The organism is Paenibacillus sp. MY03, assembly GCF_002165585.1.
Taxonomy (GTDB): domain Bacteria; phylum Bacillota; class Bacilli; order Paenibacillales; family Paenibacillaceae; genus Pristimantibacillus; species Pristimantibacillus agaridevorans.
In genome coordinates this window covers 70,611-87,696 of record NZ_MXQD01000025.1, presented here as the reverse complement: position 1 = coordinate 87,696, position 17,086 = coordinate 70,611, and the positions used below count along the sequence as shown (strand labels likewise).

Genomic DNA, 17,086 nt, shown 5'->3' with positions numbered 1-17,086 from the left:
CAGCCAGCTACATCTCCCGCACCTTCTTATAGTACTGCATAGGCGACAGGCCGACATATTGCTTGAATACCTTGCTAAAGTGATAGGGATCTTCCAGACCGACCAGATAACCGATCTCGCCGAAGCTCATTGGCGTGGCCCTTATCAACTCCTGCGCATGCTGAATCCGGATTTTGTTGGCGTAGCGCATGATCGTCTCGCCCGTATATTCCTTGAATACGCGGTTCAAATAATCGTAGTTCGCTTCCAGCTCCGCCTGGATTTCCGTGCTTGTCAGCTTCTCGGTATAATGCTGCTGAATATAGTCGAGCAGCGCGTGTACCTTCGTAATTGCCTTCGAGCCTTTGCCGCCTTCGTTCTGCAACACGCCGAGCAAATATTCGCGGGACAGCTCGATCAGAAACTCGGAAAATCGAAGCGCGGTCACCCCTCGATTGTAATGCTTGCGCCGGTAGAGCAGCAGCAATTCGTTCATGGCGCGCATGAGCTGTTGGAAGCTGTTTTTGTCGGAGATCGTACAATGTTTGGGGAAATAATGAAGAGGCACTTGGCCGCGACCATCATCGTCATCCAGCACGTAGCTTCGGGCAAGCTCCGCAGGGTCAATCACTCTGGGCGTTGGCGTAAGTCCGGAATGCCGGAAGTGGAAAAAATAATAGTCGCAGACAGCCTTATTCGTCCCCTCGTGATCGAGTCCCGGCTCCAGCAGCAACATGTCGCCTCGCCGCAGCACGTATTCGCGGCCTTCCTCTCTCATATGAAGCTCCCCGCTTTTGATCACATACAGAACATGTTCGTCCGTATTGCGGAAGAAGTGAATCCATGGCGTACCATAAGATACGAAGCCCATTAATTCGATCTTCGGCACGCGCTCTACATTCATCTCCAGCATGTCCGTCCCATCCTTACCCAGAGTATTAAAAGTCGGTTTTATACAAAAATCGTCACGATCTCACATTCCCGAATAGTCTAGCACATTCTATACTGTGGTGGAAACATGCAAGCGATATGAAGGAATGGATGGTGACTATGGAAAAGCTGAAGATCGGTGTCATCGGCATGGGAGGCATCGCCAATTATCATATTTGGGGTATCGAGAACAGTCCCGATGCGGAGCTGTTCGCTATCTGCGACGTCAATGCAAAAGCATTGGAGGAACGGGGCGAAGCGCTTGGCATTCCGCAGGAAAGACGGTACTTGCGCCACGAGGAGCTGCTAGCGAACAAGGAAGTAGATGCCGTCATGATCGGCACGCCGAACAACAATCACTTTGCGGTTGCGCTTGATGCGATTCGGGCGGCCAAGCCGTTCGCGCTGGAGAAGCCGATTGCCTTGAATATGCGCGAAGCGCTCGCGCTCCGCGAGGAGCTGGCCGATAAGCCGGTTCCGCATATTGTATGTTTTTCGTATCGGTACAGGAGTGCGGCCCGTTATGCAAGGGAATTGATCCAGTCCGGCAAACTGGGGACGATCCGCCATGTGTACAGCCAATATTTGCAGGGCTGGGCGATTCCCGAGGACGTTCCGCTCTATTGGCGCTTTAGCAAGGAGCTGTCCGGCTCAGGCGCATTAGGCGATCTTGGCTCGCATATTCTCGACCTGCATCGTTTCCTGGTTGGCGAGACGACGAGCGTAGTCGGTCACGGCGATACGATCGTCCGAGAACGCAGCTTGCCTGATGGCAGCGGCAAAGGCGAGGTTGATGTAGACGACTTCTGCCATGTTCTTGGCCGCATGGAAAACGGGATCTCGTCCTCGATGGAAATTTCGCGCTTCGCTTACGGACGAGGCAATTACCAACGGATCGAAATATACGGCTCCAAGGGCTCGCTCGTCTACAGTCTCGAAGCCGAAGATACGCTGGAAGGCAACTTTGACGACGAAGAAGGCGGCTTCCGATTTCTTGACATACCGGAGTTGCATAAAGCCGAGCAGATGCAATCGTTTTTCGATCTGGTAAGGGGAAAGGACGACGGGCTAAACGCGACGATCGAGGATGGGTACATGAATCAGCGTACGATCGATGCCATTATCGAATCGTTTGCGGAAGGACGCTGGGTATCGGCGGAGTAAGAGGCTCTAGAATCAATTGGGAATCATAATAGAAGGAGGCCGTTATACCATGACGACATTAAAAGTGACGATCTGGAACGAATACAGGCACGAAAGGCAAAACGAGCATGTGGCGGGAATTTACCCGAGAGGGATCCACAATGCCATCGGCGATTACTTGCTGCAAGCGGAGAGCGTGGAGGTAACAACGGCGACGCTGGACGAGCCGGAACATGGGCTGACGGACGAGGTGCTGGCGAATACGGATGTACTGCTCTGGTGGGGTCATCTGGCGCACGGCGAAGTGCGCGATGATATCGTGGAAAAGGTGCGCGACCGCGTACTGGACGGAATGGGCCTCATCGTTCTTCACTCCGGGCATGCCTCCAAAATCTTCGAGCGGCTCCTTGGCACGAAGACGGGCACGCTGAAGTGGCGCGACGATGGCGAACGCGAGCGTGTCTGGGTCATCGAAAGCGGACATCCCATCGCGGAAGGGTTAGGCGACTACTTCGAAATTCCGAAGGAAGAAATGTACGGCGAACGCTTCGAAATCCCGACACCCGACGAACTAGTGTTTATCTCCTGGTTCGAAGGCGGAGAAGTGTTCCGCAGCGGCTGTACCTACCGCAGGGGCAGAGGCAAAATCTTCTACTTCCGTCCAGGCCATGAGACTTTCCCCGTCTATCATCAGTCCGAGGTGCTTAAGGTCATCGGCAATGCCGTCCGCTGGGCTGCGCCAACGCCAGGCGCGACCTCGGTAGCGGGCCGTACGGAGCCGATTGAGCGGATCGGTGTAAGCATTGTTAAATAATCGGCTGCATGTCATAGCCCGCCCTGTCGATTCATTTCGGCCGGAGCGGGTTTTTCGTTTTGCGGAATAACAATGACCAAAAATCCACAAGCTCATTAAAGCTCTGCGGATTTGTTTTGGAACGTTGCGCTTGACTTAAGTTAATAAGCAATATATACTTACAAATAGTAAGTAACAATAAATTAAATCCAACGAAATGGGAGGTCAAGCTTCCAATGCCCCATAAATTACATCCCGGCATATCGCTGGGCGAGGTTAAGCTAAGAGTGAGCGATTTGAGCCGTTCGCTTGCATTCTATGAAGAAGTCATTGGTCTTAAGCTTCTGAGGAAACACGATGAGCGAACCGCCGAGCTGACGGTCGACGGCAAGACGACTCTGCTCGTGCTGCAAGAAGTACCGGGAGCAGTCGTTACCCCGGAACGTTCGCATAGCGGATTGTACCATTTTGCGATTCTGTTGCCGACAAGGAAGGACCTGGGCATTACATTGAGACATCTGGTGGATAAGGGCGTGGCAATCGGCCAAGCCGATCATCTTGTCAGCGAAGCGCTATACTTGTCCGACCCGGACCAGAACGGAATCGAGATCTACAGAGACCGGCCGCGGTCCGAGTGGAATCTTAATAGCGATGGAACCGTACGGATGGCAAGCGATCCCATCGACTGGCATGGCTTGCTGGCGGAAGCGGGAAACGAGAACTGGCGCGGACTTCCCCCCGGCACAACGATGGGACATGTTCACTTCCATGTGGGAGATATGGCCAAGGCGCGAGGCTTCTATTGCGATGTGCTTGGCTTCGACATTGTTGCCGATTGGATGAGAATGGGCGCTCTGTTTATCGCGGCTGGCGGCTATCATCATCATGTCGGTCTTAATCTTTGGGCGGGAGTCGGCGCTCCGCCTGTATCGGGCAAAGGAACCGGGATCGATTACTTTACGATTGTTTTGCCGGACGAAGAAGAGCTGAATAAACTGACGTCTTCCGTCACCGAAGCAGGTTACTCCTTCGAAGAGCGGCAGGATGCCGTATATCTGCGAGATCCGTTCGGCATCGGAGTAAGACTGCTGGTCTCCCGTTCATAGGTATTGTTCAAACTGGCGCAACGCATTATCAACGAAAAAAAATCAACTACGACATACGGAGGTATTATCATGGGAACATTAACAGCAACTAAGGACTTCTACACGGCAATACAAGCGAGACGTTCCATCTACGCCATCAGCAACGAACGGGTTGTTTCCGACGAACGTATTCAGGAAGTCGTTAACCATGCGGTTCAATACACGCCTTCCTCCTTCAACTCCCAGACCGCGCGCGTCGTTGTTTTGCTTGGCGAGCAGCACAATAAGCTGTGGAGCATCACGACGGATACGCTGAAAGCAATCGTGCCTGCGGATCAATTTGGTCCGACTCAGGACAAAATGAACGCATTTGGAGCGGGTTACGGCACGGTGTTGTTTTTCGAGGACACGGCGATCATTGAAGGCCTGCAGAAGCAGTTTGCAGCTTACGCGGACAACTTCCCTGTCTGGTCCAACCAATCGAGCGGCATGCTGCAATACGTCATCTGGACATCGCTGGAATTGGAAGGCTTTGGCGCTTCGCTGCAGCACTACAACCCGCTGATCGACGACAAGGTGAAAGCGGAGTGGGACATTCCGGCAAGCTGGAAGCTGCTGGCTCAGATGCCTTTCGGCAAAGTGACAGCTCCGGCCGGCGACAAACAAGTTCAACCGCTCTCCGAGCGCGTAAGGTTCGTGAAATAATAATTTCCTATACAGCATGCTCCGACATTAGCTCGGGGCATGCTTTTCTTTTTTGTTGTTTGTTTAGGAAATGATGCAACTCCAAGGACTTCTGAACAAATTTGCCGCATGGCCTGGCTCCAGGAGAAAATGAAGCATAAAACTTCATTCGTCCACGTTATTCGCTTGTTCTGCCCCACTGGCTCAGCCCAATAAAGCGGATAATTCCGCTATAAAAGTCCATTCGCCCGGCTCAGCCCAATAAAGCGGATAATTCCGCTATAAAAGTCCATTCGCCTCTGGCTCAGCCCAATAAAGCGGATAATTCCGCTATAAAAGTCGATTCGCTTCTGGCTCAGCCCAATAAAGCGGATAATTCCGCTATAAAAGTCCATTCGCCTCTGGCTCAGCCCAATAAAGCGGATAATTCCGCTATACTAGACCGTTCGCCCCTGGCTCAGCCAAATAAAGCGGATAATTCCGCTTTAACGGTGCGATCTCCCCCGGCTTAGCCCAATAAAGCGGATATTTCCGCTATAATAGTCCATTCGCTCTCCGCTCGCAGGGTGTGTTAACCAGAAAATCGGCAAAAAAAGCGCCTCTGCCGTCTATTATAGATTGTGTGGGAGGTATACTCGCAAACATTAACCTCCAATCACCCGTCGGAGTGATGTGGTTCAATTGCCAACAAAGCGGAGTATAACTACACGTGCATTTCAATCTAAATGGTGCGGGTATCTGCACCGCGCGCAGCTCCCAGCGCGCGGTGGGGCGGTTCGAGTGGCACCAAGGAAAGGGAGTCGTCTTACCGTTAAAAAGGGTCTCGTGGACGATGACGTTGACGTTGACGTTGACGTTGACGTGAGGAGATGGGGTTCGGATAACGATAGAAAAAATCCATGGCCGGGATGTTTTTTTGTCCGACGGCGCGAATTAGAGAAAACGACCGCCATATCCTGACAAATAGACATGTAACCCCTCGTCTTCAGCCGGCTTTATACTGTGGGAAAGCACGAATAAATGACGGGGAGGTTTGAAAAAGATATGAAAAAATCAATAAAGCGGACAACGGCTGCGCTTATTGCGGGAGCGGTGTTCGGGTCCTTATTGTACGCCGGCCCGGCGGCTGCGAATCCGTCCGACGGGAGCGCGACGGTCGGAGCGGCGGCTGCGAATCCGTCCGATGGAGGGGAGGCGGTCGGCGCGGCTGTCGCCGCCAAATCGGTGCGCAAAGTGGATCGAATGACCGATTGGGCCAGCAATTACCGGTATATGGATTTTGACGGGATGGCGCAAAGGTTGGACGATTTGTTGTTCGCTTTTGCCGCGAATCCGGAATACGTGCCTGTCGATCAGACGGAATCCTACATGCCGATTGGCTATTGGGATGACACCAACCGCAACGGGTACGGCCGAATGTTCGGTTTCCCCTCATACATCGGCCACGTCAATGGCTCGGGGGAAGGCACAATGACACCGGGAGGCCAAGAGGCGATTTCGACGCTGGCCCCGCTGCTGTCCGGCATGCTCGCGGGTATCGACAAGACCGACCAGTACGGCTACAATTTGGCGGAAATGGCAAACGGCTTTCACAATACCGCAAACGGCGAAAATATGGTGTTGAACCGAACGAATACGTCAACCGGCCAAAGCTTCTGGTATGAGCTGTATCCGCAGTTGCTCTACATACAGATTTACGAGACGGCCAAGCGCCAATACGGGCAGGATATCCCTTCGATGCGCAACATCATTGTGCAAGGAGCGGAGAAATGGCTCGATGCCCTGCCGAATTTCAAAAACAGCAGCGGCAAGCTGTCGTTCGACTTCACATCCTATAATATGAAGACGGGTGAGCCGGTCCGCAATGGAAGGTGGACGGAACCGCCTGGCGGGGCGCTGGCGTATATCTTCTATTAGGCTTATGAGGCGACAGGCCAGCAGAAGTATTTGGACGCCATGACGCTCGTTATGGATGAGCTAAATGCAAGCGGTATCAATCCCAACTATGAGGTGACCCAGGATTACAGTCCGTTGATGGCGGCCGTAATGAACTTCCGATTTGGCCAAAATTATAATATCGATAAAATGATCAACTGGCTGTTCGATGGGGACAGCGATGTCCGCACCGCTTGGGGCGTCATGGAAGGGGAATGGGGCGGATATCAGGCCGATGGCCTTGTCGGCGCGGGAAGCGACGGCGGCGGATTCGGCTTCCTTATGAATACCTATCATCTAGGCTCGGCGCTTGCGCCGCTTGCCAAATACGATCCTCGTTATTCCGACGCTGTCGGCAAATGGTTTCTGAGCGCTTCCAACAGCGTGCGGCTTATGTATCCGAACGAACTGCCGGCTGCCAATCAGTCGCATGGGGGTGCGTTTCAGCATGATCCGGACGGCGTTATTGGCTACGAGGGCGTTCGTCGCACGGCAAACGACGTTTCGCCGTACGCTACGGGAGATCCGGTCAGCAATGGCTGGGGACAGACCAACTATGGCATTTACGGTTCGTCGCTGATTGGCGTGTTTGCGGCGATTATTGATCCGACCAGCGTCGAGCGCATTTTGCGCCTCGATCTAAATGCAACCGATTATTATCGCGAGCCGGGCAGTTTTCCGCAATATTTGTATTATAATCCGTACCCGGAGGCGAGAAGCGTGACAGTCGAACTGGACGGTCCGTCCAAGCTGTTCGATGCCGCTTCCAAAGCCACGATTGCCGCCCATGTATCGGGCGATTACAATTTGACGATCCCGGCGCTGTCGTCCTTGAACGTCGTTGTGCTGCCCGCCGAGGCGGATATCCGTCATGTCGGCGCAAGCTGGATGGTCGGAGCGCGGACGATCGCCACGGACGCGATCGGGGTCAGCATTTTGTCGCCGTCCGTTCAACGCCAGCATATAACGGCGGATGCGGTTGAGCTGCAGCTTGCGCTGACTGGCAGCGACAACGCCGAGATGGAAATTGCCGCAGGCGATACCCTGCTATATGCCGGCCCGTTTGTGGCCGACTATACGCTGGATACGACCCGGATGGCGAACGGAATTTCGGATGTAGCCGTAACGGTAAAAGCGAGCGGGCTAAGCGACACGGCCAATATCAAGCTCGAGATCAGCCGTCCCGATGAAGCGAACGTCATCTATGAGGCATCCGCGGCCGATGCGCTGCAGTATACGCCGGTAGCGGCGATGCCGGCAGCGGTAACGGATAGCGGCGAAGGTTATACGCTTATTACGGAAACGAATGAGGATGGCGACTGGGGCGCGGTGCAATCCGAAACGATCGAAGTCGATTTCTCCCGCCGGCCGTATCTGGAGCTGGATACGAATCAGCCCGACCCCTATTATACCGTTCAGATCAAGTTCGAGAATGAGCAATGGGGCAAATATGTGCTGTCGAACGGAATGAATGCCGGCAAAAAACTGATCGATCTAAAAAGCGCGCTTGCTTCGTTCGGCGACCGGGAACGAACGGGTCTGACGTCGCTCCGCGTCTATCTGATGGCGAACGGCAAGGAAGGAGCGTCATTTGGACTGAAGTCGCTCAAGCTGTTCTATGATGATCCGCCGGCCGTGGCCGCCGATGTTGTCTTCGATGCGGTGGATATCGCAAGCTTTGCGTCGGGCGAATCACCAGGTACGGCAACGCTGATCGGCAAAAAAGCGATTATGGAGAACAGAACCGACAACGAGGGATACGGCGGCGTTCAGTCCGGCGCATTTACGCTTGATTTTGCGAAAAATCCAACTCTGGCGATCGATATTGCGGAAGTAGGCGAAGGAAACACGTATACGCTCAAGCTGCTGTTTGGCGGCTCTTCCTACTATATCTACGCTAACCGAACGGCTACCGGCATACAAACAATCAATCTGCCACAGGGCATTCTGGACTATCAAAATCAGGCGCCGACCGGCTCCGGCGAAGCAAGGCTGGAGTTGTGGGCTACCGACAAAAAAGGGGCTTATTTTATCGTCGATTCGCTTAAGGTTGTTTATGAAGACGAAACGACGGCTTATGCGGCGGACAAAGCGACGATCGAGACGTTCGAATCTTCTTCTGCGCCAGGGAAGATCGGCTATATTAACGCGGCGGCGCGCGTGACGGAAAATCATCCCGACGGCGACTATGGCACGGTCCGGTCGACTCCGTTCCTGCTCGACTTCGACAAGCCGATCCGGCTTGCGATCGATGTGGCGCAAACAACGGCCAGATGGACGCTGCAATTGAAGTTCGAAGGCGACGAACATCCGAAATATTTGGTGGCGGACCGCACAACAACCGGGGTTACGGAGGTAGACGCGGCGACTATGCTGCGCCAATACGACGTTTCGTTCGACAAAACGGGCTTGCAGCGGACGACGCTGTATGTGATGGCAAACGGAGCGGAGGGCGCTTCCGTCGATGTAAAGGGCATTTCCTTGCAGCATGGGCAGTCGGAAAGTTATGCCATTAAGCTTGACAAGAAGCTGGTCGAATTGACGACAGGCGGGTCGGCGCAAGCGGCCGCAGCGCTGGAGGGCAGAGACATCGGCGCCGCTGTGCGATGGAGCTCTTCCGATGAGACCGTGGCGATGGTCGATCAAAGCGGACGCATCACGGCAATCGGCAACGGCACGGCCGTAATCGACGCCGCACGCAGCGATCAACCGGGAGTAAAGGCGACGATGACGGTTGCCGTTCGCCCGGAACGCGCCGTTGCCGTCACGGCCGAAGCGCCGCAATCCTCGCTTGCCGTCGGCAGCCGGCTGACGCTGCGGCCGGTCGTATCGCCGGCTAACGCGATCAATGACAAGTGGATTTTCCGTTCTTCGAATCCATCGGTCGCTCAGGTGAGTCCGGAAGGCATCGTTAGCGTAACCGGAGCGGGCAAAGCAGTCATCGATATCAAGACAGAGGATCATTACGCGGGCGCAAGCATCGAAGTAAGCGGATATACGCCCGGCGGCACGGTCACTGTCGGTAACGGCAGCGGCACCGGCGGCGGAGCGAACGGCGATAAAGCCGCCGCGTATAAAGGCGAATGGACAGAAGGCCGCTATGTGGCGGAGCTTCTCCCGGACGGCGTGGCTCAGGCTGTCGAAGAAGCAGCAGCGCAAGGCGGCGCGGCGCGAATCGAGCTGAAGATGGCCGAATCGGATTTGACAGGGGCAAACGGTTTCTCGGTCGCGATTCCGGATCATATATGGAAGGACGATTTGTGGCAAAAAGCGGGCGTTCGGCATCTGCTGCTGGCGAGTCCGCTGGGCGATATTCAATTAAGCATCGAAGACTTGCTTGAGCTTAATCGCGATCGTACGGGAACGCTGGAGCTGACGCTGTGGAAAGCCGCTGACGGACAGCTTCCCGGACCCGTGAGCGAAGCGGCGGACGGACGTCAGGTGTATGTGTTCGCCGCATCATTGGATGGACGGGAGCTCTCGGACGATGCGGGGCTCGCTCTAGTTACTTTGCCGATCACTGGTACCGATGCGGTTGTAAATGAGCTGTCGGCAGCCGGCGTCGAACGAGCCAATCCTTTGTCGGGGCGGACGGCGGGAGGCATAAGCTTTATCGTCGGCGCAAAGGTTTATGTCGTGCTGGCATCGCCGTCGACGAATCCTTATGGCGATACCGCTTCGCATTGGGCGGCGGACAGCATTGCCCTGGCAACGGCCAGAGGCATAATGCAAGGCGTGGGCGGCGGCAAGTTCGCGCCGGATCAAGGCATGACACGGGCGATGGCCGTGCGCCTATTGGCCAATCTGGAACGAACGCTTCCTGGTCCGGCCGGACAGCTGCCGTTTACGGATACGGAGGATGGCGCCTGGTACGCTTCGGCTGTCGGTTGGGCTAACGAAGAGGGAATAGCCGCCGGAACGGGCAACGGGAAATTTGAGCCAAACCGATTGGTGACGCGCGAGGAGATGGCCGTGCTGCTGCTGCGTTACGCGCAATACGCCGGGCAGAAGCTGCCGGCTGCGGCCGGCGCAACCGAGACGGCAGGAGATTTTGCCGATGCGGCGGACATACGGCCATGGGCGGCGGAGGCGGTGCGAACGCTGCATCATGTCGGCATTATTCATGGCAAGGAAGGCAACCGCTTTGCGCCCGGCGACCATTTGACGCGGGCCCAGGCAGCCGCGCTGATGCAGGAGTGGATCGACTATATGCTCCGAGCTTGGGTTGCGAACGGACATAAATGAATAACAATAACCGAAGCAGGATGGTGAAAAGCATCATGAATCTCGCTCATCGCAAAGCGGAAATGAAAGAGCATTACGAAGCGTCGCTGGCCATGAATGTGGGCGATCACGCTTGGCTGTCCACCCTCTATTTTTCTGGAGCGTATGAGGAGGAGCCGGACTGGGCGATCGGTCCGTTCGTCAAGGAAGAACGGATGACCTTCCAATTGGGGCGGCAGTGGCGCGATCCTTACGATTTCGGCTGGAAAAGCGGCTTTCTGTTTAATCCGAGCCTGATCGAGCGCGACGGCAAGCTGTATATGTTCTATCGGGCCGCGCCCAAGAAAGAAGCGACAGGCTCGCGGATTGGCCTGGCCGTCTACGAGGAGGGAGCGGGATGGAGCGATTGCGGGCATAATCCCATCATCTATCCCACGGTGGACAATGAACTGCTAGGCTGCGAAGACCCGAAAGTATATGAGGCCGACGGGAAATATTATATGTTCTACAACGGGGTATGGCCGGTGAGCGAAGAGCAGGCGGCAAGCGTAAGAGAATCGATGGGGTACGAGGTGCAAGTCGGCTGCGACATTAACATGGCGGTGTCGGACGATCTGCTGCACTGGGAGAAAAGAGGCATCGTGGTGCCGCATGACGTCTCGCAATATTGGGCGAAAGGCGCGGTCATCCCGCGCGATCCCGGTGGCAGGGCTGTGCGCATCGATGGCCGCTATATGATGTTTCTGAGCGAAGGCTGCGGCGGGCGCCAGCATGTAGGCTTCTCCGAAGATATGTTGAACTGGCATTTCGAGCCGCAGACCTATCTGGATACGTCCGCATACGGCAAGCTGTACGAATTGGCTTGCGTATCCGCAGACCGCAGCCCAGGCGACGAGCGGCTGGTGATGGATTTTTATTATCGGGACGGAGACGGGCGCAATGCGGCGGGGCAGGCGTTGTACGCGCGGCGCGAGCCGTTCCGGCAACTGTCGCTGAACAAGGGCGGTACTCTGGCGTGGGGCGGGCTGATCCAATATCGCGGCAGATGGCTGTTTGCCCAAGGCTGGGATGCGGCGAACGGCGACAATGAGATGTATTTCTATAGCGCTGTTGTACGATAAGCGTATTTGCATGTAGTAACGTTACAAGGTCTCCGCTCCGTAGCTTATACGGATGCGGAGGCCTTTTGTCATTGAAACGAGATTTTCTCATATAAAAACCCTCCATTCGAATCAAAAAATAACGTATCGTTATTTCTTCCGTCGCTTTAAAATAAAAGGAGGCGAGAGAGCAGCGAAAGGAAGAGATAGAATGAATGTCAGACGTTTGCTGCAATGGCTGTGGCCGGATACGCTGAAGGGCAGATTGAGCATTTTGCTTATTTTCGTGACGATTACGCCTATTGTGCTGATCGGGATCACTTCTTATTTCTGGTTTTACCAGGTTCAGATGGAGAAAATCAATGCCAGCTACGAGACGGTGCTGCGCAGCGAGCGGGACGCGCTGGAGAAGGCGTTCGACAATCTGGCGAGCGTCTCGCAGCTGCTGGCTGCCGACGGAGGATTGGGCGACGACATTGCGCTGTACATGCAAAGCGAAGATCCGCTCGAGAAGACCAAGCGTTTCCGTTCGATCGATCGTTCTCTTACGAATATCATTTATTCCAACCCCTCGATCCATTCGTTGTTTGTTTATTTCGAGGAGCATTATAAAACGATTCAGTTCGAGTCGGCTCCATTAAAGCATCGTTTCATGATCGCATCGATGGATGATATGCCGTTTGTGCCGCTGTTTCAGGCCAACCAGTTGACCTATAACAGCCCTCACCCGACGGTGCTTCATAATTCCGACAAAACGGTGCTGTCGTTGCTGCGGCCGATTTCCTACGGCAGCGGTCAAACTTATTACGTCTATCTGGAGACGGAATGGGGACAGCTTGTCCCGCCCGCGGGAGATGGTGCCCAAACCGACGATGTCTACCATTTGCTGGTCGGCAACGACGGCGCGATCCGCTACAGCAATCTGCCGCTTGAGCTGCGCGAAGGGGCGAAACTGGACGATGAGCGCGTCGCTTTGCGCGCCTACAAGTCATTTTCCATGACCGGCAAAAACGGATGGGAGCTGGTATCCCTGGTCAAGCGGAGCGTGTATGAGAAGGAGGTTCAGCAATGGCGCATCCTGTACGTCATTATGTCCTGTCTGTCGCTGGTGCTGACCGTCGGCGCGGTTTCGTATATTTGGAGGATGGTGTACCGTCCGCTTCAGACGATGAACAAGGCGATGAACCGCTTTAGTCATGACGGCAACCACTTGCAAAAGCTGCACACCCGCTTGACGGAGTTTGAAGTGATCTATTCCAGCTTCAGGGATATGAGCCGCCGAATCGTCGAATTGATTACAGAGGTGGAGCTGAAGGAAAAACGGAAGGGCGAGCTGGAGGTGGAAAAGCTCATTTCCCAGATTAATCCTCATTTCCTGCACAACACCTTGAATACGATTCAATGGCTGGCGCTGGAGAAGGGGCAACGCGAAATTTACGATCTGGTAAAGGTGTTTACGCGGGTGCTGCAATACAATTTGGGCAAAAGAAGCATGATCGTGAAAATCCGCGAGGAGCTTGCCGCGTTAAACGACTATATCGAGCTGCAAAATATTCGTTACGATCATCGTTTCAAGGTCGATTCCACCGTGGATTCGGATATTGCCGAGGTGCCGATTCCAAGATTCGTGCTGCAGCCGATCGTGGAAAATGCGTTGTACCATGGCATAAGCAGCGAGCAAGGCCGCATTACGGTCAAGCTGAAACGAATGACCGGGCGCTATATTCTGATTACGGTCGCCGACAGCGGGCAGGGCATGAGCCCGGACACCGTGGCCGCTTTGCTCAAGGGGGAAGGAGGCAAGTCGACCGGCATTGGCATCGGACTGAACTATGTGCAGAAAATGCTGGATGTGCATTACGGCGACGCGGCTTCGATGAGCATCGACAGCCGGATCGGCGAGGGGACGACCGTCACGATTATGATTCCGGACAGCGTGAAAGGGGAGGAAGAACATGATCAAGGTATTGCTCGTGGATGACGAACCGTTGGTGCGCAGAGGCATACGCAGTATTATGCCGTTGTCCGATTTCGGCATGGAATGGGCCGGGGAGGCGTCCACGGCCGAGGAAGCGCTGAAGGCGCTGGATGCCGGGGGAATCGATCTGGTGCTGACCGATATTTCGATGCCGGGCATGGACGGGCTTGCTTTTATTCGAAAAATGCAGACGGACCATCCGTCCGTCCGTTCCGTTGTCATTACCTGTCATCAGGATTTTGATTATTTGCAGCAGGCGCTGCGGCTTGGAGCCGTCGACTATATCGTCAAAACGCAGCTTGATGACGATTCCGTTTACGACCTGCTGGGGCGAATCTCCCGCCATGTCGAACGGCATGCCGAGGCGGAGCAGGCCGAGCTGGACCCGAGCATTCGCAAGCGGCTGGCTGAGCGTTGGAGCTCGCTTCATTGGGTGGCGCGCGAGGAATTGTACGAGACGTTGTCGGCGGATACGCTCCGCGTATTCGACGCCGCGTCATGGAAGGAATTATTGACGTATTGCACGAAAGGCGAATGGCAACGATTTTGCCCGCTGCTGGCCCCGGAGATCGACCGTGTTGGCGCGCAGCTGGGGACATTGCACTCCATACCGGAGCTGCTCGAGTGGGTGGAGCTGTTTCGCGACGCGGCCATGCACCGGTTATGCCTGACGATGTATTCGGAGCAGGTCATCGCCTCGATTATGCAGGCGCTCGATCTGTTGCGCGGCGCGGAAGACGGCAGATGGAGCCAGTCCGACATTTGCAAGCAGGTCGGGATGAGCGTCAGCTATTTCAGCAAATGCTTCAAGGAAATTGTCGGCGTATCTTTTGTCTATTATGTGCAGGAGATGAATTTGCGGCATGCGCAGTTGCTGCTGGAGGCAACCAATCTGCCGATCTATGAGGTGGCGGATAAATCGGGGTTCAGCGACGAGAAGTATTTCGGCAAAATATTCCGCACAAAGCTGGGCTGCTCGCCGAGCGAATATAGGCTTCAAAGCCGAAGCAAGCGGTGAGCGGCGGCGGGCGCACGGCATGCGGGCAATAGGCAACGAGGAAATCGGACAATCGGCACGTTTTTTTATGTGCGGAATGTCCGGTTTTTTTGTTGCGGAGGTTGTACGCAATAAATTTATCCGCCCAATGCGGCAAAAGGGCATGTAACGCCTGGCGGCGGCGCGGCGCTACAATATAGACATAGAGACGGAACCGGAATGAGCCGGAAGGAGGGTTAGCAACGATGAAAGTAAACGTACATCGCGCCGAGATCAATCCGATTATAGCGCCCGAGCATGTAAAGCCATCGCGACCCGATATGGAGGTCATCGGCGTTTTTAACGCCGGGGTGTCGAAGCTGGGAGACGAGGTTATCCTGCTGCTGCGCGTGGCCGAACGTCCTGTGCCGAACGACCCGGAGGCGTATTTGACGCCAATCTGGCGCCACGAGACGGGAGCGCTGGACATCTTGCGCATCGAACGAACGGAGGATGCGGATATCTCCGACCCGCGCGTCATTCGGACGCCGTACCAGAACTATTTGACTTCGATCTCCCACTTGCGCGTTGCGCGCAGTTTGGACGGCTACAACTTCCGGATCGACGAGCAGCCGACTGTGCTGCCGGAGACGGAATACGAGACGTTCGGTATCGAGGACCCTCGCATTACCGAGCTGGAGGACGGTTATTACATTACGTACAGCGCCATTTCGCCATCCGGCATTGTCGTGCCGCTGTTGCATACGCGAGACTTCGTGTCGTTTGAACGCAGAGGCATCCTGTTCCATCCCGACAACAAGGATGTCACTTTGTTTCCCGAGCGTATCGGCGGCCGCTATTACGCGCTGCATCGCCCGTCAAGCTCCCACTATGCGAAGCCGGACATCTGGATCGCCGATTCCGACGATCTGCTGCGCTGGGGCAATCATCGGCGCATACTCGGCGTCAGGGAAGGCGGCTGGGACGGCGGCCGCATCGGGGCAAGCGCGGTACCGTTCAGGACGGAGCGCGGCTGGCTGGAGCTGTATCACGGCGCGGACGAGGACAACCGCTATGCGGTAGGGGCCGTGCTGCTCGATGCGGAGCGGCCATGGCAAGTGCTTGCCCGCTCATCCCGTCCGATTATGGAGCCGGAGGCGGCTTTCGAAAGGGACGGTTTTTTCGCCAATGTCGTGTTTCCGTGCGGAGCGCTTGTGGAGGGGGATACGATCAGGCTGTATTACGGCGCCGCCGATCGTTCCGTCGGTTATGCCGAGATCAGCCTGCGGCAAGTGCTGGCGTCGCTTGAGGGGGATGAGGCATGAGCAGGAAAATAAAATCGGCCGGATTGCGCGATCTGATTTACAACCGCTATCTGTATGCATTGGCCGTGCCGGCTGTACTGTTCAGCATCATTTTCGCTTATTTGCCGATGATCGGCGTATCGATCGCGTTTATGGATTTTAATCCGCTCAAGGGCATATTCGGCAGCGAATGGATCGGGCTTGACAATTTCCGCTTTTTTTTCCGGGGCCAGGCATGGATCCAAATTACATTAAATACGGTGCTGTACAACATCTCGTTTATCGTGACCGGCACGCTGATGTCGCTGACGCTCGCCATTATGCTGACGGAGCTTGGACGCAACTGGCTGGTGCGAACGATGCAGTCGCTCATGATTTTGCCCAATTTTATTTCGTGGCCGATCATCGGTTTGTTTTCCGTAGCTTTTTTTACTGCGGATACGGGCGTCATCAACAGTCTGCTAGTCAAGCTTGGCTGGGAGACGATCGCTTTCTATACCGATCCGGAAGTTTGGCCGCCGATTCTGGTGCTGATGAATTTGTGGAAGACGGCCGGCTTCGGAGCGATTGTTTATATGGCAGCCATCGTGGGCATCGACAAGGAGTTGTACGAGGCGGCCAGAATCGACGGCGCTTCGCGTCTCTCCTGCATCTTCCGCATTACGCTGCCGTTGCTGCGGAGCACCGTCGTGCTGCTGTTCCTGCTCAGCATGGGCAATATTTTCGGCGGCAATCTGGACATGATCTATTCGCTGGTGGGCGACAACACCTTCCTGTTCCGAACGACGGATACGATCGATACGTATGTGTTCCGCGCGCTGCGCACCTCCGGCTCGATGGGGATGACGCAGGCCATTGCGCTCTATCAGTCGGTAGTCGGCTTCGTGCTGGTTATCGTGGCGAACAAGGTCGCGTCGCGGCTTGACAAGGATTCCGCATTATTTTAGGAGGGAAG

The 17,086-nt window shown here is 55.1% G+C and carries 12 protein-coding genes; 11 read left to right on the top strand and 1 reads right to left on the bottom strand.

The genetic code is table 11. The annotated features are described in order from the left end of the window. Positions 1 to 7 precede the first annotated feature (7 nt). A complete protein-coding gene (locus tag B1748_RS20265; RefSeq protein ID WP_087569762.1) occupies positions 8 to 892 on the bottom strand; it encodes an AraC family transcriptional regulator in 885 nt (294 codons plus the stop codon). Positions 893 to 1,029: 137 nt separating this feature from the next. On the opposite strand from B1748_RS20265, the gene B1748_RS20260 reads away from it, so the two are divergent. The 11 genes from B1748_RS20260 (at position 1,030) to B1748_RS20210 (ending at position 17,078) form a co-directional block, all read left to right on the top strand. Next, the gene (locus tag B1748_RS20260) at positions 1,030 to 2,073 is read left to right on the top strand and encodes a Gfo/Idh/MocA family protein (RefSeq protein ID WP_087569761.1); all 1,044 of its coding nucleotides are present in this window, start codon (positions 1,030 to 1,032) and stop codon (positions 2,071 to 2,073) included. 49 nt (positions 2,074 to 2,122) lie between these two features. Beyond that, a complete protein-coding gene (locus B1748_RS20255) occupies positions 2,123 to 2,866 on the top strand; it encodes a ThuA domain-containing protein (RefSeq protein WP_087569760.1) in 744 nt (247 codons plus the stop codon). A 215-nt stretch (positions 2,867 to 3,081) separates the two neighbouring features. After that, positions 3,082 to 3,951 (top strand): VOC family protein, encoded by an 870-nt coding sequence (locus tag B1748_RS20250; protein WP_087569759.1) that lies wholly within the window; start codon positions 3,082 to 3,084, stop codon positions 3,949 to 3,951. A gap of 69 nt (positions 3,952 to 4,020) precedes the next feature. Further along, positions 4,021 to 4,635, top strand: a complete 615-nt coding sequence (locus B1748_RS20245) for a nitroreductase family protein (RefSeq protein ID WP_087569758.1) — start codon at positions 4,021 to 4,023, stop codon at positions 4,633 to 4,635. Positions 4,636 to 5,658: 1,023 nt separating this feature from the next. Beyond that, the gene (locus B1748_RS20240) at positions 5,659 to 6,531 is read left to right on the top strand and encodes a hypothetical protein (protein ID WP_087569757.1); all 873 of its coding nucleotides are present in this window, start codon (positions 5,659 to 5,661) and stop codon (positions 6,529 to 6,531) included. A gap of 39 nt (positions 6,532 to 6,570) precedes the next feature. After that, a complete protein-coding gene (locus B1748_RS20235) occupies positions 6,571 to 10,794 on the top strand; it encodes an S-layer homology domain-containing protein (RefSeq protein ID WP_087569756.1) in 4,224 nt (1,407 codons plus the stop codon). A gap of 35 nt (positions 10,795 to 10,829) precedes the next feature. Then, positions 10,830 to 11,894: a glycoside hydrolase family 130 protein gene (locus B1748_RS20230; RefSeq protein WP_179215699.1), complete on the top strand. Its 1,065-nt coding sequence runs from the start codon at positions 10,830 to 10,832 to the stop codon at positions 11,892 to 11,894. Positions 11,895 to 12,084: 190 nt separating this feature from the next. Further along, positions 12,085 to 13,854 (top strand): sensor histidine kinase, encoded by a 1,770-nt coding sequence (locus B1748_RS20225; RefSeq protein ID WP_179215698.1) that lies wholly within the window; start codon positions 12,085 to 12,087, stop codon positions 13,852 to 13,854. Next, the gene (locus B1748_RS20220) at positions 13,829 to 14,869 is read left to right on the top strand and encodes a response regulator (protein WP_087569753.1); all 1,041 of its coding nucleotides are present in this window, start codon (positions 13,829 to 13,831) and stop codon (positions 14,867 to 14,869) included. Before B1748_RS20225 ends, B1748_RS20220 begins: the two co-directional genes overlap by 26 nt. A 224-nt stretch (positions 14,870 to 15,093) precedes the next feature. Continuing rightward, positions 15,094 to 16,152: a glycoside hydrolase family 130 protein gene (locus B1748_RS20215; RefSeq protein WP_087569752.1), complete on the top strand. Its 1,059-nt coding sequence runs from the start codon at positions 15,094 to 15,096 to the stop codon at positions 16,150 to 16,152. Further along, positions 16,149 to 17,078, top strand: coding sequence for an ABC transporter permease (locus tag B1748_RS20210; protein WP_087569751.1), 930 nt, complete (start codon positions 16,149 to 16,151; stop codon positions 17,076 to 17,078). The genes B1748_RS20215 and B1748_RS20210 overlap by 4 nt, the downstream gene beginning before the upstream one ends. Positions 17,079 to 17,086: the final 8 nt, after the last annotated feature.